The following is an 18,844-nucleotide window of genomic DNA, read 5'->3' as shown; positions in this document are numbered from 1 at the left end:
TGTCCTCCTATCTTGCTCCCCGATCTTTGTTCCGACTACGGGTATGCTGTTTATTTTTCTGTTCATTCTGTATTTCTTGTTTCTTTTCTGCCAGCTTTGCTCTAATACCATGTGCTACTGGCTCTTTGCCCGTTTCCTTCTTCCATTTTTCTATTGCAGTCCGATACTGGCTATACTCAGTTTGAGAATCCTTAAAATCTTTTAAAAATTCCTGTACACTTCTATAACCGATCTTCTGCACAAGCCTTGGAAGGTAATCTTTCATATCTCTGATCTGGCTTTTCAGTTCATCAATTTCTTTCTGCAATTCTTTTTTCTTTCTTCCTTTAAACCATCCCTTAACCTCTGACAGTTCTTTCTTCTTTGCAGAAAGCTGTTTTTGTTTCTGTTGAATTGCACCGTTTTGATCTTCCAGCTCTTTATTCACTTTAAATAGTTTCGGATACTTTGATGCAAGCCTCGTCATTTTAGGTTGTTCCGGTTCTGCCTTTTCTTCTTTTGTTGTCTTGACTGCTGCCGTGCTATTTTCAGCAACATGCTTTGGGTGTTCTGTTTCCGTTTGCTCTGTCTGTTTTGGCACTTCCCTGGGTTTCTTAAACAGTACACTTGCTATTAAAAACTCCAATGCCTCAACAGCCACTGTTACAACTCTGGGAAATAATCGTGGTCTGTTTCCACGCCGGGCAATTGATTTCCTGATTGGCTCCGTGATTTCTTTCCGCTTCACTTCCATTATCTTCGGTTCCGGCACTCCACTAATCAACGCCATATCAACAGCTCTGTTCCATTCCCGGCGTTTTTGGTTATCTGCTTCTATTTCCTGTGCCTTCGGATTATTTTTTCCGATTTTCTTTGTTGCAAGATAAACACTGCCACGCTCAAATACCTGTAGTTTCTGTTTCTCGTCCTGCACATAAATATTGATTAAATCTGTATAAGAATGCTTTACCTCATCCAGAAATGAATTGCTCTTGAAGCGTTCATCTTTCGGAGTAAACAGCTTCTTCTCATAGACTTCTCCTTTCTTCACAATACTGCAACCTTCCCGAATCTCGCCATCTTCTCCTAATATCTCTTTCTTGGTTCGGACATGTTTTCCATTTTCATCATAAAACATATTTCTGCTGGCAATCTTAATGATTGGTTCATCCAGTAGTTTCCGTTCTGCAAATATCAAATGAATGTGATAATTGGTCTTTCTTTTATTGTGGTGCAAAGCAGCAATACACTCTGTTCCATAATTTTGTTTAAAATGATTTGTAAAAAGTTGCAACAATCTGTCTGGCTGATACTCTGTAAAACTCTCTGGTAAAGCAATGATCAATTCCCTTGCTTCAATGCATTTACCATCCGTCCCGCTTTTTACAAATTCTTCCTGATTACATTTTGCAAGTTCCCGCCAAAATTTCCGTTCTGTGGTTTCATAAACTGCATAAAGATTTTCCTGTTTTGCGTGACTGGATATATAAGTGATTCTGCCTTTTACATTGCTTAGTTTTGTCATTTGAATAAATGAATTTCTTCCGATAGGCACTCCCTCCTTGTCCTCGGAAAAATAAATTCCGCCATATCATTTGTGAGTGGATGCATCGGCATCCGTTTACGAACTAACTGCCGTTTCCGGCTACAATAGCTCCCGGCAGGGCGAAATACACAGAGCATAAACGAAGTTTGTGCGATGGGTGTATTTCGCTCTCAAACGCCGAGGGCTTTGTGAGATGCTTCCTACATCTACCATAACTTAGCTTTAGCTTTTCATTTTGGGCGTATCCGCCCTCTTTTTTCTGCCCGTATCCGGGCTTATTTTTTTCACTAACAACAAACCGACTATTACTCTTCCTTTCTGCTTTATTCCGGTATCCTTGCCCGTACATACTCCAGATCTCCACAATATTGTGTTCCAACCAAATACCATTCTCTCGCCAGATTCATTTCCATTCGTGTCTTTACCCACTGATCATCAACTAGAACTTCCAGACATTCTCCGCAGTGAAATCCTGGATCAATCCATAAGTCTGATGACAATAATCCATATCTTTTGTTATAACTGTTGTAACCTAATCTTCCTTCTCTCATGGTGTCATTCTCCCTTCATTTATCATTTCCGCAGGGACGCCCTGATTCAGGGCCCCCTTTTGAAAAGTTTTTTCTTCGCCAATCAACTACCGGCTACACCTTACAAACCTTCTCTTTGTCTGCTATTTACAGGTGCGTGGCACGCTCCTGTCATAAGGTCATCAAGCAGAATCTTTACCAACGAAAGTTCTCATGTATTCCACACTTATCCAAATACTCTTGTCTTGCCTTTTTCCGTTCTTCCTCGGTTGGTGCTGTTTTGAATGTTGTATATAACTGACATTTTACCATACTGTCTAATTTTTCCATCAATGCTTTTTCTATCTCCGGCAGATATTCCTCATTCCCGGCAAGATGATACTGGAACAATGCCAGTAATAAATCTTTTGGTATCTGCACCTGTGATTTTCTTTCCATGTTTCTCCTTTCCGTGACGGTCGTGACGATAGTGACGATATTTTCACTACCGACACGCTATATAAAATACCGTCGCAACCGTCGCATATCGTCACTCTTGTTTTCCGACAAAAGTTAATCTGATCTTTCTTCCATCATGTCCTCGTTCCGCTTTATACTGGATTCCATATTCCAGAATCAATCGTTCCAGGCTGACATTTAATTTTCGTGATAATGCGTTCGGCTGCATTTCCACCTGCAATACTTCCACAAGCTCTGTTGCTGTTCCTGCCCACTCTGGCGTAGTTTCTGTTACAAGTTCTTTGATTTTTTCCAACACTGGATCTTCTGGTTCTTTCCAAAGTTCTGTTTCTGTCTTGGTAAGTTCCCAGACACATCTCTCCCGATTAAAGTTCAACCACAGTTTCTGATCCTGCTGGTCACGCCCTGCCACTTTCAGAACTGCCTTATTATCTGTCCGTTTTTCTTTCTGCATGACGAATGCTCCATCCGCAGCTCCAAGCAATCCATTCGTGCCAGAAATCATATCAAAACTATCTGAAGATTCCATTTTCCTTGTATGATGCACAACCAGAAAACAGATACCATATTTATCACTGAATGCTTTCAGCTTCGTTACAATCTCATAATCACTGGCATAACTGAATTTATCTCCACCAACCTCACGCACTTTCTGAAGAGTATCAATGATAATCAGTCTTGCGTCTTTATGCTCCGTCACAAATGTTACAAGCTGCCTTTCCAGTCCGTCATTGAGCGATTTTGATTTTGTAGCGAAATAAAAATTCTCACTGCCTTCCATTCCAAACATCTGTGATAACCGCTTTTGCAACCTTGCATAATCATCTTCCAATGCCAGATACAGAACCGTTCCCTGTCTGACTGAAAAGCCCCACAATGGAAGTCCTTTACTGATGTGATACCCGATCTGTGCCATAAAGAATGATTTTCCAATTTTCGGCGAACCAACAAACAGATAAGTTCCGTTATACAGAAGTCCATCTACAATCGGCAATTTTGGTGGATATGCAGTATCGTATAATTCCATCATAGAAACTGTTTCCAGATCATCTGGATTCTTTTTATTTGCTGATTTTGCTATATTTTCCGCATTATTTGTGGCTTGCAGATTGCCCTTACCGGGCAAATCTGCTATACTTTGGTTGGTTAATTTATTACTTGATGACTGTTCCACATCTGCGCCAACAGATGCAATCGGAGCAGTCATTTTTTCTTTTTCTGTCATTCATTATCCCCTTTCAATCCATACAATGTCTCTGCGACCAATTTCAGGGTACTCAGCAACTCTTCGTTTTCCTCACCGCATTTTTCCAGACGTTTCAATTCTTCATAAATCTCTGCCATCTGATTTCGCAATGCTTTATACACTCTTGGATTTCCCTGTACTACAATTTCCCGATCAGTTAATCGTTTTGTGATATAGTCCTGCTTACTAAGTCCTGACAATCGGACACTTGCATCAATCTGCTCTGCTTCTTCCGGTGATACCCGGAATGCTACAATTTTGTTTCTCCATCTTCCTTTACTGTCCAGATTCTTCTCCATTTGATTTTTCCATCCTTTCAATATCCAGTTGTTCTGCCATCTGCGTCTGCTCACTTGGAAACAGGTGTGCATATCGGTAAGTAATATCAATGCTCTCATGTCCCATTCGGTCTGCGATTGCCAATACCGTAAATCCCATATTGATCAATAACGATACATGGGAATGTCTCAAATCATGCACACGAATTCGCTTCACCCCAGACACTTTTGATCCTCTGTTCATTTCATGATGCAGATAAGATTTGGAAATCGTGAAAATCCGTTCGTCCTCTTTCGGCTCATACAGCATTTTCAGATAATCCTGCATCTCATCGCACAAAAACTGTGGCATCTTAATGGTTCGATTACTTTTTAACGTCTTTGGTGGTGTAATCACATCTTCCCGATGCAGTCTCTGATAGGACTTGTTAATCCGTAGTGTATGCGTTTCAAAATTGAAATCTTCCGGTGTAAGTGCTAATAACTCGCCCATGCGAAGCCCACACCAGTAAAGTATTTCAAACGCATAATAGGAAACAGGCTTGTCCATCATGGCATCTGCAAATTTCAGATATTCTTCTTTTGTCCAAAACAGCATTTCCCGGTGTTCCTCTTTTCCCATATTTCCTGCTTTCTGTGCTGGATTAGATGGAAGATGGTAAAAATTAACTGCATGGTTGAAAATAGCACTTAACTGACTGTGAATTTTCTGCAGATAAGAAGCAGAATACGGTTTTCCATTTGGCTGACGGATCGCAAGCAGTTCATTCTGCCATGCAATAATGTCCCTAGGCTCAATTTCTCCTATCTTACGCTTTCCGAAATAAGGAAGAATTTTAGTTCTGGCAATATTTGTCTTCGTTCCCCAGGTATTATCACGAATTCGATTTTGCATATCCTCCACATAAATTTCATAAAAGCTTTCAAAAGTCATATCCAATTTGGCTTCTTTCTTCAACAATAGCTCTCGTTCCCACATCTGCGCTTCTCGTTTTGTAGGAAATCCTCTTTTGGATGACTGATGCGTTTCTCCTGTCCAATCGGTATAACGATAGACTACTCGCCACTTTCCAGTGGCATTATCTTTATGAATACTCATACAAATTCTCCTCTCTTTCTCTTACATTTCGCTGTAACATACTTTTTTGCGGAAATAATTGGTGTTTACTCTGCCAGCTACCGTAAGATAACCCAGCTTCTGTAATTCTTCATTTAGCTGTTTGACAATCTTATAAGCATAAGACTTGGAAACCCCCAGTTCCGCTGCAACTTCTTCTACTGTCATAAAAGTTCTGTTCGTCACATCGCATCTCTCCCTTCTTCTTAACGCAATTTGTTTATGTCGTTATATTTGCATGATACTAAACTTTTTTATTTAAGTCAAGTAATTTGACGAGAATATTAAATTTTTTTGTTTAAGTTCTTCTTGCTATCCGAAATTGCTCATGCTATACTGAACCTAAACAGAATTGTTTTATTTTCTATCACAATTAATTATGGCAACACGAATGACCACTATAAGGAGGCAAACAAAAATGGCAATCGGACAACGTATCAAATATTTTCGCAACCGCAAAGGCATGACACAAAAGCAACTCGGAGAACAACTGGGATTCATGGGAAAAACCTCAGATGTCCGCATGGCTCAGTATGAATCTGAAGCCAGAGTTCCTAAGATTGATCTTGTAAAACAAATGTCTCAGATCTTTGGTGTCAACACACATGCTTTAACTGTGCCCGATATTGATACTCACATAGGTCTGATGCATACACTATTTGCACTGGAAGATATGTATGGTCTGAAGGTAAAAAATGTAGATGGACAACCTCATCTCTGCCTTGACTCTTCCATATCTGCTCCCGGCTCCTCTGCCGATGAAATGCTTCGTGCATGGATGGAACAAGCTGACAAACTGAAAAACGGTGAAATCAGCAAGGAAGAATATGATGAATGGAGATATAAGTACCCGGAACTGGATACTTACCAGAAACGTGCCAAGGTACCATCTCAGGAACTGAGTGATTACCTCGTAAAAGAATTGACTAAAAAAGAAAAATAAAAGAAGAAAATAGAAAAACCTTACCGATATTCAGTTTTTTACTTCTGAAAATCAGTAAGGTTTCTTTATATACGTTATGAAATAAAATTTTTATCTCTTGAATAATCACAAAATGTTGCCATTTTGTTGCCAATTACTAAGCAAATTTGCTTGTAACCCGCATAAATACTGGTATCTTATAATTGTGTGGATTATTCAAACTCCAGACAGACAGTATGCCATATAAGTGAAAATCATTGATTTTAAGACATTTTCAGGAACTATCAACCACTAAAATCTATATGAAAACAAATTAAAAATGCAATAAAAATGCAATCGAAGTACATTCAGATTTTATAAGATAGACCAGCAAACCTCAATATCATCCCAAAATAGACGTTCAACAATGGGCGTCTATTTTTTGTTTCAAAATTAAATGGGGCTGAAAACAGCCCCGATGGGAATTGGAGATTTGACCCTCCCGGATTCTTCATGTCATGCCAGCCGTAATTTTTTCCATTGCCCCTGCACACTTTAGCAAAAATTCCCAGAAATTCCGTCGCCCACCATAATGCTTTTTACAGTTGTTATTATTGTCATAAGAGTACCTCCTGATATTATAAATCTCCACTGAAATCTACTTTTAAGTTGTTGGGAGTACATGACAGAGCTACATGAAAAAACACAAGCTAACAATCCTAACCATGACGATTTAATTTTTAACACCTAGATAATATCACAACCCTGTAATTTCTTCAATAGTCCCAGAAAGGATGTGATACCACGAAGAAATCACCACCGCCGGAGCGTTCACCTCCGACTTTCAAACCGGAACCTAAAACTAACCATCAAACACAACATTCAGAAAGGACAGGTATATCTATATGGAATTAAAATTCGTTATCCCCAACATGGAAAAGACATTCGGCAACTTGGAGTTTGCCGGAGAAGACAAGACAGAACAGAGAAGAATCAATGGACGCATGACGGTACTCTCCCGCAGCTTCAATCTTTATTCAGACGTACAGAGGGCGGATGATATTGTGGTTATCCTCCCTGCCGAAGCCGGAGAGAAACATTTTGACTTTGAGGAACGTGTGAAGCTCGTCAATCCACGTATCACCGCAGAGGGCTATAAAATCGGCACAAGGGGCTTTACCAACTACATTTTGCACGCTGACGATATGGTAAAAGCATAAGGAAAAGGAGGACATCAGACTATGAGATTAGCAAACGGAATCGTGATTGACAAGGAAGCAACTTTCGGGGCATTGAAATTTTCTGCCCTCCGCCGTGAGGTTCACCTCCAGAATGAAGACGGCTCGGTATCAGAAGAAATCAAGGAGCGTACCTATGACTTAAAATCCAGAGGACAGGGGCGTATGATTCAGGTTTCCATCCCTGCCAGCGTGCCATTAAAGGGGTTCGATTACAATGCAGAGGTGGAACTTATCAATCCTGTGGCAGATACCGTGGCAACGGCTACCTTTCAGGGAGCAGAGGTAGACTGGTACATCAAGGCGGAGGATATTGTTCTGAAAAAAGGGGCTGCCATGAATCCGCAGCCACCAAAGAAAGACGTTCCTCCTGCAAAATAACAGGAACATAAAAAAACGAAAGGAGGATTGTTCCTATGAAGCAGCTTTTCCCCCGTGGAAAACGTATCCGTCCCACGGATAAAGACCTTGTATTCTATACTGCCCTTGCTTCTCTGCTCCCTGTCTTTCTGCTGGTTGTCCTGCTGTTTCATATCGGGCAGATTGCCGGAACCAACTGGCAGGAAGTGTCCCTCTCCCAGATAGTACAGGATGTAAATATCCCTTATCTGCTATTTAGCATGGGCGTGGCAGGGCTGGTGTGCCTTACAGCAGTTCTTCTGTTCTGGCGATACCGCAGGGATGAAGTAAAGCAGCTCATCCACCGCCAAAAGCTGGCAAGGATGGTGTTGGAAAACAAGTGGTATGAATCGGAGCAGAGAAAGGAGGACGCTTTTTTCAAGGACTTGTCTTCCAGCCGTTCCAAAGAAACCATCACTTACTTTCCCAAAATCTACTACCGGATGAAACAAGGCTTGCTCCATATCCGTGTGGAAATCACCTTGGGGAAATATCAGGAACAGCTCTTAAACTTGGAGAGAAAGCTGGAAAGCGGCTTGTACTGTGAGCTGACGGATAAGGAATTAAAGGATTCCTATGTGGAGTACACCCTGCTCTATGATACCATTGCGAACCGTATCTCCATTGAGGATGTACAGGCAAAGGACGGCAGGCTCCGGCTCATGGAAAATGTCTGGTGGGAGTATGACAAGCTCCCCCATATGCTCATTGCCGGAGGAACCGGCGGCGGAAAGACCTACTTCATCCTGACCCTCATTGAAGCCCTGCTCCGCACCAACGCCGTCCTGTTCGTGTTAGACCCAAAGAACGCCGACCTTGCGGATTTACAGGCGGTTATGCCGGATGTGTACTACAAAAAGGAAGATATACTCGACTGCATTGACCGTTTCTATGAAGAAATGATGAAACGCAGCGAAGACATGAAGCTCATGGAGAATTACCGGACAGGGGAAAATTACGCTTATCTGGGGCTTCCTGCAAATTTCCTTATCTTTGATGAATATGTAGCATTTATGGAAATGCTCGGCACAAAGGAAAATGCCGCTGTCCTCAACAAATTAAAACAAATCGTTATGCTTGGGCGGCAGGCTGGCTTCTTCCTGATTCTCGCCTGCCAGCGTCCAGACGCAAAGTATCTGGGGGACGGAATCCGTGACCAGTTTAATTTCCGTGTGGCTCTGGGGCGGATGTCGGAAATGGGCTATGGAATGATGTTCGGGGAAACCACAAAGGATTTCTTCCTAAAGCAGATAAAAGGGCGTGGCTATGTGGATGTGGGAACCAGCGTTATCTCGGAATTTTACACGCCCTTTGTGCCAAAAGGACACGATTTCCTCAAAGAAATAAAAAAACTGATAGACAGCAGGCAGGAAGTGCAGGCGGCGTGCGAAGCGAAAGCCGCAGAAACGGACTGACCTGCTGTGGCTGGTGTGCCGCAAGGCACGCCAGCATGAACCCCTCGTATCTAACAGAGGGGTACAAATCGACAGGCAACAATCAAACAACAGGGCAGAATCCCACGATACACAAGGGATTCTCCCATATCCGGCGTATGTCAACAAGACTCTGAAAGTTGACATACGCTTTTTTAGACAGGAGGGATTTTCACTGAATGAAGAAACATGGGTACAGGACATCAAAGAAAAACGGGAAGTTTACGGCATCTCACAACAGAAACTTGCGTTAGCTGCCGGAATCACCCGTCCGTACCTGAGCGATATTGAAACGGGCAAGGCTCACCCATCCGAAGCATTACAGGAAGCCATCTCAGAAGCTCTGGAACGCTTCAATCCAGACAATCCCCTTGAAATGCTCTTTGACTATGTTCGGATTCGCTTTCCTACTACGGATGTGAAGCATATCGTGGAAGACGTGCTGCGGTTAAAACTCCCCTACTTTATCCATGAAGACTACGGCTTCTACTCTTACACAGAACATTACTATCTGGGGGATATTTTCGTTCTAGTATCGCCGGAATTGGAAAAAGGGGTTCTGCTGGAACTGAAAGGGCGTGGCTGTCGCCAGTTTGAAAGCTATCTTCTGGCACAGGAACGGAGCTGGTATGAATTTTTTATGGATGTTCTCATGGAGGACGGCGTGATGAAGCGGCTTGACCTTGCCATCAATGATAAAACGGGAATCCTGAACATTCCCCATCTGACAGAGAAGTGCCGGAATGAGGAATGTATCTCGGTCTTCCGCAGCTTCAAAAGCTACCGCAGCGGTGAACTGGTACGGCGTGAGGAAAAAGAATGTATGGGGAACACCCTGTATATCGGCTCCCTCCAAAGTGAGGTGTACTTCTGCATTTACGAAAAGGACTATGAACAGTACAAAAAGCACGATATTCCCATTGAAGACGCAGAGGTAAAGAACCGCTTTGAAATCCGGCTGAAAAATGAGCGTGCCTTTTACGCCATCCGTGACCTGTTAGAACATGACAATCCAGAACGAACAGCCTTTCAAATCATCAACCGCTATGTCCGGTTCGTGGACAGGGACAATGCAAAGCCCCGTTCTGACTGGCGTATCAATGAGGAATGGGCGTGGTTTATAGGGGAACACAGGGGAAGTCTGAAACTGACAACCAAACCGGAACCCTATTCCTTTGAACGCACCCTGCACTGGCTCTCCCATCAGGTAGCACCCACGTTAAAGCTGGCTCTCCGTCTGGATAAGATGAACCACACCCAGATTGTCCATGACATCATCACCCATGCAAAGCTGACGGAGAAGCACGAAAAAATCCTGAAGCAGCAAGCCGCCGCGGTAAAGAAGGTGGTGCTTTAACGGCGGCAATCTTAGAACCTAAGAACTTTTACAGAAAAGAAAGGAGATTTTATGAATTTCGGACAGAATCTTTACAACTGGTTTTTATCCAACGCCCAGTCCCTTGTGCTGCTGGCAATCGTGGTGATTGGACTGTACCTCGGATTTAAGAGGGAATTTTCCAAACTTATCGGTTTTCTGGTGGTGTCCCTTGTAGCGGTCGGTCTGGTCTTTAATGCGGACGGTGTAAAGGACATCTTACTGGAACTGTTCAATAAGATTATCGGTGCATAGGGAACCCATTTTACACTTCCGTTATGGAGCAAGCTCTGATTGCTTCATGGCGGAAGTCCACTAGGGGCTTGGGGAGCGTAACTCCCCAAAAGAAAGAAGATGTAATATGATAGTGTATGATAATTGAGATAAACTAAGAATGGTGGTATAATTTCTTTAATAGTAATTGAAAGTGGAGGAAATGTATGAAGGATTTTATTGATTTTTTGAAATTACCACCGAACATTTTAGGAGCTTTATCTATTGCCAGTGGTACATTATTATTATTGCCTCAAAAGTTAGCCCAAAAGTTTTATATTATAAATTTTCGAGAAAAATATGGTTTTACAATAGGCATTGTTTTTGTGATTTCCACAGCTTTACTAATCGTTTTATTACTATCTAAAATTTTTCATTTCTTTTATGACAAGTATGCTTCTAAGAGATTAGGAACTGCTCAGATTAAATATTTGAAAAATATGACACCAGAACAGGTGACAATCATTCGGGAGTTTTTACGTGAACCAACTCACACCCTGCCATTACCCATGAACAATGGATTAGTAATAGAACTTCAACATTTACAAATATTAACCCCTGCCGGACAAACTCATTTAGTAAGTATGTTAGACCCACAAATCAATTATTTTTTACAACCTTGGGTAATTAAAAAAATCAATAGTGATGAAGAATTAAAGCGAATATTTTATTAGAAAAATGGCAACTGACAAACAAAGTTAGTTGCCATTTTTTGTTCTAAGAAAGGACGTGATACTGATTGAGGAAATGAGAATCTACATCCTGAACACCACACGGTTTTACCATGAAGATTTTGAGGAATATCCTGGGGCATGGTTTTCCTGCCCTGTGGATTTTGAAGAAATCAGGGAACGTCTTGGGGTTCAGAGTGAGGAAGAAATCGAAATTGAAGACTATGAGCTGCCCTTTCCATTGGAGGGCAACACAAGGCTCTGGGAAATCAACGCCCTTTGCCGGATGGTACAGGAAATGCAGGGAACGCCCCTCTATTATGAAATGGATGTGGTACAAAAGCGGTGGTTTCCCAGCTTTACGGAATTTATCGACCACAAAGACCAGATACGCTGCTATCCGGTGCAGGACGGGGAATCCCTCGCCCGTTATCTGGTGCAGGAGGTACAGCTATTTGGAGAAGTACATCCAGACCTGTTGAACCATATCGACTACGCTGCCATTGGTCGGGAACTGGAAACCAGCGAAAACTACCTGTTTACGGACAATGGTATCTTTTATTACCGCTAAAAGGAGGTAGAAGAACTTGGAGGAAATGCGGATTTACATTGCCAACTTAGGAAAATACAATGAGGGCGAACTGGTCGGGGCATGGTTCACGCCGCCTGTGGACTTTGAGGAAGTCAAGGAACGTATCGGTTTGAATGATGAATATGAGGAATACGCCATCCATGATTATGAGCTGCCCTTTGAGATTGACGAATATACCCCCATTGAAGAAGTCAACCGCCTGTGTGAAATGGTGGAGGACTTACCGGAGTACATTCAGGAGGAACTATCAGAGCTACAATCCTACTTTGGCAGTATCGAAGAACTCTGTGAGCATGAAGACGATATTATCTGCCATTCCGGCTGTGATGATATGGCGGATGTGGCTCGCTGCTATCTGGAAGAAAGCGGACAGCTTGGCGAACTTCCGGCACACTTACAAAACTATATCGACTACGCCGCCTATGGGCGTGACATGGAATTGGAGGGAACCTTTGTTGTCACAAACCACGGCGTATATGAAATCTTACGGTAGACCCGTCTGTATCTCTTTCAGGAAATACAGGCGGATTTTTTGATTCAGGGGCAGCTCGTTTGCTGCCCCCATCTTTTAGAAAGGACGGACAACATGAAGAAAATACGAAGCTATACCAGTATCTGGTCGGTGGAAAAGGTACTCTATTCCATCAATGATTTTAAGCTGCCATTCCCCATCACATTTACGCAGATGGCGTGGTTCGTGGTATCGGTGTTTGCAGTGATACTCTTAGGGAACCTCCCTCCCCTTTCGTTCATTGACGGGGCATTTTTGAAATACTTCGGCGTACCCTTTGCCCTCACTTGGTTCATGTGCCAGAAGACCTTTGACGGGAAGAAGCCTTACGGCTTCCTGAAATCCGTACTGGCATATCTGGTACGCCCGAAACTGACCTATGCAGGAAAGCCCGTGAAGCTGGAAAAGGAATATCCGGCACAGCCCATCACGGCAGTAAGGAGTGATATTTATGGCATATCCGATTAAATATATCGAAAATAACCTTGTGTTCAACCATGACGGGGAGTGCTTTGCTTACTATGAGCTGCTTCCCTACAACTATTCTTTTTTAAGCCCCGAACAGAAATATCAGGTACACGATTCCTTCCGGCAGCTTATCGCCCAGAACAGGGACGGGAAGATTCACGCCCTGCAAATCAGCACGGAATCCAGCATACGGGCAGCACAGGGACGCTCCAAACAGGAAGTGACAGGTAAGCTAAAGGACGTTGCCTGTGCAAAGATTGACGCACAGACCGAAGCCCTGATTTCCATGATAGGGGAAAATCAGGTGGACTACCGCTTTTTTATCGGCTTCAAGCTGCTTGTCAATGAGCAGGAAGTCACCATGAAGCAGTTTCGCAGGGAAGCAAAGACCGCCGTTTCCGATTTCCTCCACGAAGTCAACCACAAGCTCATGGGGGATTTTGTTTCCATGAGCAATGAGGAAATCTGGCGGTTTCAGAAGATGGAAAAACTGCTGGAAAGTAAAATCTCACGCCGCTTTAAAGTCCGGCGGCTTAACAAGGACGATTTTGGCTATCTGATTGAGCATTTATACGGGCAGACCGGAACCGCCTACGAAGATTATGAGTATTACCTGCCAAAGAAGCGTTTTCAGGAGGAAATGCTGGTGAAATACTATGACCTCATCAAACCCACCCGTTGTCTGATAGAGGAAAACCAGCGGTATCTGAAAATCGAACAGGAAGACGGGACAGTTTATGCCGCCTACTTTACCATCAACAGCATTGTGGGGGAATTGGACTTCCCATCCTCGGAAATCTTTTACTATCAGCAGCAGCAATTTACCTTTCCCATTGATACCTCTATGAATGTGGAGATTGTGACAAACCGGAAAGCCCTCTCCACGGTACGGAACAAGAAAAAAGAGCTGAAAGATTTGGACAACCATGCATGGCAGAATGACAGCGAAACCAGTACAAACGTGGGGGACGCTTTAGACAGCGTGAATGAGCTGGAATCCACCTTAGACCAGAGCAAGGAATCCATGTACAAGCTGTCCTATGTGGTGCGTGTGACGGCTCCCGACTTGGAAGAACTGAAACGCCGCTGCAATGAGGTGAAAGATTTTTATGACGATTTGAACGTGAAGCTGGTTCGCCCCTTTGGGGATATGCTGGGGCTGCATGGGGAATTTCTCCCTGCCAGCAAACGGTATCTGAACGATTACATCCAGTATGTCACCAGCGACTTCCTTGCTGGTCTTGGCTTCGGGGCAACCCAGATGTTGGGGGAAACGGAGGGTATTTATATCGGGTACAGCCTTGATACAGGAAGAAACGTGTACTTAAAGCCTGCCCTTGCCAGTCAAGGGGTAAAAGGCTCCGTCACCAACGCCCTTGCTGCCGCTTTTGTCGGCTCCCTCGGCGGTGGAAAATCATTCAGCAACAACATGATTGTCTATTATTCCGTATTGTTTGGAGCACAGGCTCTCATTGTTGACCCGAAAGCGGAACGGGGACGCTGGAAAGAAACCCTGCCGGAAATCGCCCATGAAATCAATATCGTAAACCTGACTTCGGAGGAACAGAACAGGGGCTTACTTGACCCGTATGTGATTATGGAGAACCCAAAGGATTCCGAATCACTGGCAATCGACATCCTGACTTTTTTAACGGGCATTTCCAGCCGTGACGGGGAAAAGTTCCCTGTTCTTCGGAAAGCTATTCGTGCAGTAACAAACAGTGAAGAACGGGGGCTTTTCAAAGTGATTGAGGAACTACGGGCGGAGGGAACCACCATCAGCACCAGCATAGCCGACCATATCGAATCCTTTACGGACTATGACTTTGCACACCTGCTCTTTTCGGATGGGGATGTCACACAGTCCGTCAGCCTTGAAAAGCAGCTCAATATCATTCAGGTAGCGGATTTGGTGCTGCCGGATAAGGAAACCTCATTTGAAGAATACACCACAATGGAGCTGCTTTCCGTGGCAATGCTCATTGTAATCAGCACCTTTGCCCTCGACTTCATCCACACCGACCGCAGCGTGTTTAAGATTGTGGATTTGGACGAAGCATGGAGCTTCTTACAGGTGGCACAGGGCAAGACCCTCTCTATGAAGCTGGTTCGTGCCGGACGTGCCATGAACGCAGGCGTTTACTTTGTCACCCAGAACACGGACGATTTGCTGGATGAAAAGCTGAAAAACAATCTGGGCTTGAAATTTGCGTTCCGTTCCACAGACATCAACGAAATCAAGAAGACCCTCGCCTTTTTCGGGGTGGATTCCGAAGATGAAAATAACCAGAAGCGGCTCCGTGACTTAGAAAACGGACAGTGCCTTATCAGCGATTTGTACGGGCGTGTGGGCGTGATACAGTTCCATCCTATCTTTGAAGACCTGTTCCACGCCTTTGATACCAGACCGCCCGTAAGAAAAGAGGTGGAATGATGGTGATACATAGAACTTCCAACCGACCGCAATTCCCAGTTCCCTATCACGCAAAAAAGGGCTTGTCTTGGAAAATGGCAGGAAAAGTGATTGGCAGGGTGCTTCTGGCACTCCTGCTCATCCTCCTGCTGCTGGCAGTCTTCGGCACAGCCGCCCACGCTGCCGGACTGGTGGATGATACGGTGGACGCTGCCAACGAATACAGCAAATATCCGCTGGACAACTACCAGCTTGATTTTTATGTGAACAGCGGATGGGACTGGCTCCCGTGGAACTGGCTGGACGGTATCGGAAAACAGGTGATGTACGGGCTGTATGCCATCACAAATTTTATCTGGACAATCAGCCTGTACCTTTCCAACGCTACGGGGTATCTGATTCAGGAAGCCTACTCACTGGACTTCATTTCCTCTACGGCGGATTCCATTGGGAAAAATATGCAGACCTTGGCAGGCGTTACCACCAGCGGCTTGTCCTCGGAGGGATTTTATATCGGGTTCCTGCTGATTCTCATTCTGGTGGTAGGGATTTATGTTGCCTATACAGGACTTATCAAACGGGAAACCACAAAAGCCATCCATGCCGTTGTCAATTTCGTGGTGGTGTTCGTGCTGTCCGCTGCCTTTATCGCCTATGCCCCTGATTATATCGGGAAAATCAATGAATTTTCCGCAGACATCAGCAATGCCAGCCTGACCCTTGGTACAAAGATTGTGCTGCCAAACTCGGAAAGTCAAGGAAAAGACAGTGTGGATTTGATACGGAACAGCCTGTTTTCCATTCAGGTTAAGCAGCCGTGGCTCCTGCTGCAATACGGCAACTCGGATGTGGAAAGCATTGGGGCTGACCGTGTGGAAAGCCTACTATCAACCAGTCCAGACGAAAACAACGGGCAGGACAGGGAAGAAATCGTGGTGGAGGAAATCGAAGACAGAGAAAACACGAACCTTACCATCACAAAGACCATCAACCGCTTGGGAACCGTCTTCTTCCTATTTATCTTCAATATCGGTATCTCCATTTTTGTATTCCTGCTCACAGGGATAATGATTTTCTCACAGGTGCTTTTTATCATCTACGCCATGTTCCTGCCTGTGAGTTTCCTCCTTAGCATGGTTCCCTCTTTTGAGGGGATGTCAAAGCGTGCCATTACAAAACTGTTCAACACCATCCTTACCAGAGCCGGAATCACCCTGATTATCACGGTAGCGTTCAGCATTTCCACCATGCTCTATAACCTGTCTGGGGAATATCCGTTCTTCCTGACAGCGTTCTTGCAGATAGTGACTTTTGCCGGAATTTATTTCAAGCTGGGGGATTTGATGGGGATGTTCTCCTTGCAGAGCGGCGATTCCCAAAGCATGGGAAGCCGTATCATGCGAAGACCCCGTATGCTCATGCACGCCCATATGCACCGTTTACAGCATAAGTTAGGACGTTCTGTGGCAGCTCTTGGGGCTGGAACGGCTTCCTATCATGCAGGAAAACAGGCTGGCTCAGACCAGAGAACTGCTTCCCACTCCGGCTCTTCCAAACGGACACAGGCAGACCACAGCAGACCAGACGGACAGGCAGCACCGGAAAAGGAATCCGTATGGAAACGGGCTGGTTCTGCGGTAGGTGCGGCGGCAGATACCAAAGATAAGATAGCCGATACTGCCGGACAGCTTCGGGAGCAGGCAAAGGATTTGCCCGTTAATGCAAAGTACGCCCTTTACCACGGGAAAACACAGGTATCAGAGGGAGTACGGGATTTTACTTCCAGCGTGACCCAGACCCGAACTGCCAGAGCCGAACAGCGGAACGCACAGGCAGAAAGCCGCAGACAGACCATTGCAGAACGCAGGGCGGAACTGGAACAAGCAAAACAGCCGCAAAAGACAGCTTCCGAAGCACCCAAAGGGGCGGCTCCTGTCCATGAACGCCCTGTTACTGCAAAGCAGCCGGAAAATTTCCGAAACCATGCAGATACCGCTCATGCTGGAAAACCAGCCATGCAGCCAGCTTCCCCATCCATCAGGGAACGGGGACAGGTTCCTTATGAGCGGGCTGTGGCAGAGCGGTTTTCGGTTCCGGTAGTAAAAGCGGCTTCCATCCACCATGAACAGACACCGCCTGTAAGGACAGAACGCCAGATAGTCCCACCGGCTTCTCCTGTCCAGACAGACGAAAGGCAAAAGACAGCTCCAACCATCACACCGACAGTTCCCCGTCCGGCAAGACCTATCCAGAATGATACGGCTCCTGTGATACCGGAAAGAAAACGTGCTGCCCCTGTGGTCAAAGAATCCAACTTTACCATCCGGAGTACCACCGCCAGAAAGGAGTGGACAAAAACAGTACAAGCGGCTGCCAAACAGAAGAAAGGGGAGAAACCATGAAGTTAAGACACCTTTTCTTTGCCTGTTCCGGCGTGTTCGTGATGATGTTCTCCCTGCTCCTTTTGGTTGTGATTGTCTTCTCGGATAAGGAAGACGGAGGAAGCGGCGGAAACCTTATCTATGGGGGCGTGAGCGTATCACAGGAAGTCCTCGCCCATAAACCTATGCTGGAAAAGTATGCAAGGGAATATGGCATAGAGGAATACTTAAATGTGCTGCTTGCCATCATTCAGGTGGAATCCGGCGGCACACTGGAAGACGTTATGCAGTCCTCGGAATCTTTGGGGCTTCCCCCGAACTCCCTTAGTACAGAGGAATCCATCAAACAGGGCTGCAAGTATTTCTCGGAACTGCTCGCAGCGGCAGAAACAAAGGGATGTGACTTAAACAGTGTGATTCAATCCTACAACTACGGCGGCGGTTTCCTAGACTATGTGGCAGGACACGGGAAAAAATACACCTTGGAACTGGCAGAGAGCTTCGCAAGGGACAAATCCGGCGGAAAGAAAGTCACCTACACCAACCCTGTTGCCGTAGAGAAAAACGGCGGCTGGCGGTATTCCTATGGAAATATGTTCTATGTCCTCTTGGTATCGCAATACCTGACCGTGGCACAGTTTGATGATGAAACGGTACAGGCTATCATGGACGAAGCCTTAAAGTATGAGGGCTGGACGTATGTGTATGGGGGCGATTCCCCCTCCACTTCCTTTGACTGTTCGGGACTGGTGCAGTGGTGCTATGGCAAGGCAGGAATCGCCCTGCCACGAACAGCACAGGAACAGTACAATGTGACGCAGCACATCCCCCTGTCCGAAGCAAAAGCAGGAGATTTGGTCTTTTTCCACTCCACCTACAACGCCGGAACCTACATCACCCATGTGGGACTGTATGTGGGAAATAACCGGATGTACCATGCCGGAAATCCCATTGGTTACGCAGACCTGACAGGCTCCTACTGGCAACAGCACCTTGCCGGAGCCGGACGAATCAAACAATAAGAAAGGATGAAC

At 44.9% G+C, this 18,844-nt stretch carries 21 protein-coding genes; 13 read left to right on the top strand and 8 right to left on the bottom strand.

What is annotated here, in order from left to right; genetic code table 11:
- Nucleotides 1–7 precede the first annotated feature (7 nt).
- From DXB15_RS01880 to DXB15_RS01845, 8 genes are all read right to left on the bottom strand, one after another.
- Nucleotides 8–1,504, bottom strand: coding sequence for a coiled-coil domain-containing protein (locus DXB15_RS01880; protein WP_187119635.1), 1,497 nt, complete (start codon nt 1,502–1,504; stop codon nt 8–10).
- A 103-nt stretch (nt 1,505–1,607) separates the two neighbouring features.
- Complete coding sequence (locus DXB15_RS01875) at nt 1,608–1,874, bottom strand: hypothetical protein (protein ID WP_118701857.1); 267 nt, start codon at nt 1,872–1,874, stop codon at nt 1,608–1,610.
- Nucleotides 1,849–2,076 (bottom strand): DUF5348 domain-containing protein, encoded by a 228-nt coding sequence (locus tag DXB15_RS01870; RefSeq protein ID WP_118701856.1) that lies wholly within the window; start codon nt 2,074–2,076, stop codon nt 1,849–1,851. The genes DXB15_RS01875 and DXB15_RS01870 overlap by 26 nt, the downstream gene beginning before the upstream one ends.
- Nucleotides 2,077–2,250: 174 nt before the next feature.
- On the bottom strand, nt 2,251–2,493 hold the full coding sequence (locus tag DXB15_RS01865; protein WP_118701855.1) for a complexin-2: 243 nt from the start codon (nt 2,491–2,493) through the stop codon (nt 2,251–2,253).
- Nucleotides 2,494–2,584: 91 nt separating this feature from the next.
- Nucleotides 2,585–3,739, bottom strand: a complete 1,155-nt coding sequence (locus tag DXB15_RS01860) for an AAA family ATPase (protein ID WP_118701854.1) — start codon at nt 3,737–3,739, stop codon at nt 2,585–2,587.
- A complete protein-coding gene (locus tag DXB15_RS01855) occupies nt 3,736–4,059 on the bottom strand; it encodes a plasmid mobilization protein (RefSeq protein ID WP_118701853.1) in 324 nt (107 codons plus the stop codon). The genes DXB15_RS01860 and DXB15_RS01855 overlap by 4 nt, the downstream gene beginning before the upstream one ends.
- Nucleotides 4,037–5,137, bottom strand: a complete 1,101-nt coding sequence (locus tag DXB15_RS01850) for a site-specific integrase (protein WP_118701852.1) — start codon at nt 5,135–5,137, stop codon at nt 4,037–4,039. Before DXB15_RS01850 ends, DXB15_RS01855 begins: the two co-directional genes overlap by 23 nt.
- Nucleotides 5,138–5,158: 21 nt before the next feature.
- Entirely contained in the window at nt 5,159–5,341 is a 183-nt protein-coding gene (locus tag DXB15_RS01845; RefSeq protein ID WP_022250156.1) for a helix-turn-helix domain-containing protein, read from the bottom strand.
- A gap of 232 nt (nt 5,342–5,573) precedes the next feature.
- Here DXB15_RS01845 and DXB15_RS01840 point away from each other — a divergent pair, with 232 nt between their 5' ends.
- From DXB15_RS01840 to DXB15_RS01775, 13 genes are all read left to right on the top strand, one after another.
- Entirely contained in the window at nt 5,574–6,098 is a 525-nt protein-coding gene (locus DXB15_RS01840; protein ID WP_118701851.1) for a helix-turn-helix domain-containing protein, read from the top strand.
- Nucleotides 6,099–6,961: 863 nt separating this feature from the next.
- The gene (locus DXB15_RS01835) at nt 6,962–7,276 is read left to right on the top strand and encodes a YdcP family protein (RefSeq protein WP_025580204.1); all 315 of its coding nucleotides are present in this window, start codon (nt 6,962–6,964) and stop codon (nt 7,274–7,276) included.
- A 21-nt stretch (nt 7,277–7,297) separates the two neighbouring features.
- Entirely contained in the window at nt 7,298–7,675 is a 378-nt protein-coding gene (locus tag DXB15_RS01830) for a YdcP family protein (RefSeq protein ID WP_118701850.1), read from the top strand.
- A gap of 35 nt (nt 7,676–7,710) precedes the next feature.
- Nucleotides 7,711–9,108 carry an FtsK/SpoIIIE domain-containing protein gene (locus DXB15_RS01825; RefSeq protein WP_118298623.1) on the top strand — a complete coding sequence of 466 codons (1,398 nt, stop codon included), beginning with the start codon at nt 7,711–7,713 and terminating at the stop codon, nt 9,106–9,108.
- A 151-nt stretch (nt 9,109–9,259) separates the two neighbouring features.
- Nucleotides 9,260–10,483, top strand: a complete 1,224-nt coding sequence (gene mobT / locus DXB15_RS01815; RefSeq protein ID WP_118701891.1) for a MobT family relaxase — start codon at nt 9,260–9,262, stop codon at nt 10,481–10,483.
- Nucleotides 10,484–10,534: 51 nt separating this feature from the next.
- The gene (locus DXB15_RS01810; RefSeq protein WP_002570387.1) at nt 10,535–10,756 is read left to right on the top strand and encodes a hypothetical protein; all 222 of its coding nucleotides are present in this window, start codon (nt 10,535–10,537) and stop codon (nt 10,754–10,756) included.
- 185 nt (nt 10,757–10,941) lie between these two features.
- Nucleotides 10,942–11,448 carry a superinfection exclusion B family protein gene (locus tag DXB15_RS01805; RefSeq protein WP_011861920.1) on the top strand — a complete coding sequence of 169 codons (507 nt, stop codon included), beginning with the start codon at nt 10,942–10,944 and terminating at the stop codon, nt 11,446–11,448.
- Between the two features lie 73 nt (nt 11,449–11,521).
- The gene (locus tag DXB15_RS01800) at nt 11,522–12,016 is read left to right on the top strand and encodes an antirestriction protein ArdA (protein ID WP_055227446.1); all 495 of its coding nucleotides are present in this window, start codon (nt 11,522–11,524) and stop codon (nt 12,014–12,016) included.
- Nucleotides 12,017–12,041: 25 nt separating this feature from the next.
- A complete protein-coding gene (locus tag DXB15_RS01795; RefSeq protein WP_055227448.1) occupies nt 12,042–12,530 on the top strand; it encodes an antirestriction protein ArdA in 489 nt (162 codons plus the stop codon).
- Between the two features lie 93 nt (nt 12,531–12,623).
- The gene (locus DXB15_RS01790) at nt 12,624–13,016 is read left to right on the top strand and encodes a conjugal transfer protein (RefSeq protein ID WP_077715683.1); all 393 of its coding nucleotides are present in this window, start codon (nt 12,624–12,626) and stop codon (nt 13,014–13,016) included.
- A complete protein-coding gene (locus DXB15_RS01785; protein ID WP_118701849.1) occupies nt 13,000–15,450 on the top strand; it encodes an ATP-binding protein in 2,451 nt (816 codons plus the stop codon). The genes DXB15_RS01790 and DXB15_RS01785 overlap by 17 nt, the downstream gene beginning before the upstream one ends.
- On the top strand, nt 15,450–17,831 hold the full coding sequence (locus DXB15_RS01780) for a CD3337/EF1877 family mobilome membrane protein (protein WP_118701848.1): 2,382 nt from the start codon (nt 15,450–15,452) through the stop codon (nt 17,829–17,831). The genes DXB15_RS01785 and DXB15_RS01780 overlap by 1 nt, the downstream gene beginning before the upstream one ends.
- Nucleotides 17,828–18,832, top strand: coding sequence for a bifunctional lytic transglycosylase/C40 family peptidase (locus DXB15_RS01775; RefSeq protein WP_118701847.1), 1,005 nt, complete (start codon nt 17,828–17,830; stop codon nt 18,830–18,832). The genes DXB15_RS01780 and DXB15_RS01775 overlap by 4 nt, the downstream gene beginning before the upstream one ends.
- Nucleotides 18,833–18,844: the final 12 nt, after the last annotated feature.

The sequence above is a fragment of the Roseburia sp. OM02-15 genome (assembly GCF_003481835.1).
GTDB lineage: Bacteria > Bacillota > Clostridia > Lachnospirales > Lachnospiraceae > Eubacterium_I > Eubacterium_I ramulus_A.
This window is presented reverse-complemented; position numbering and strand designations above follow the sequence as displayed.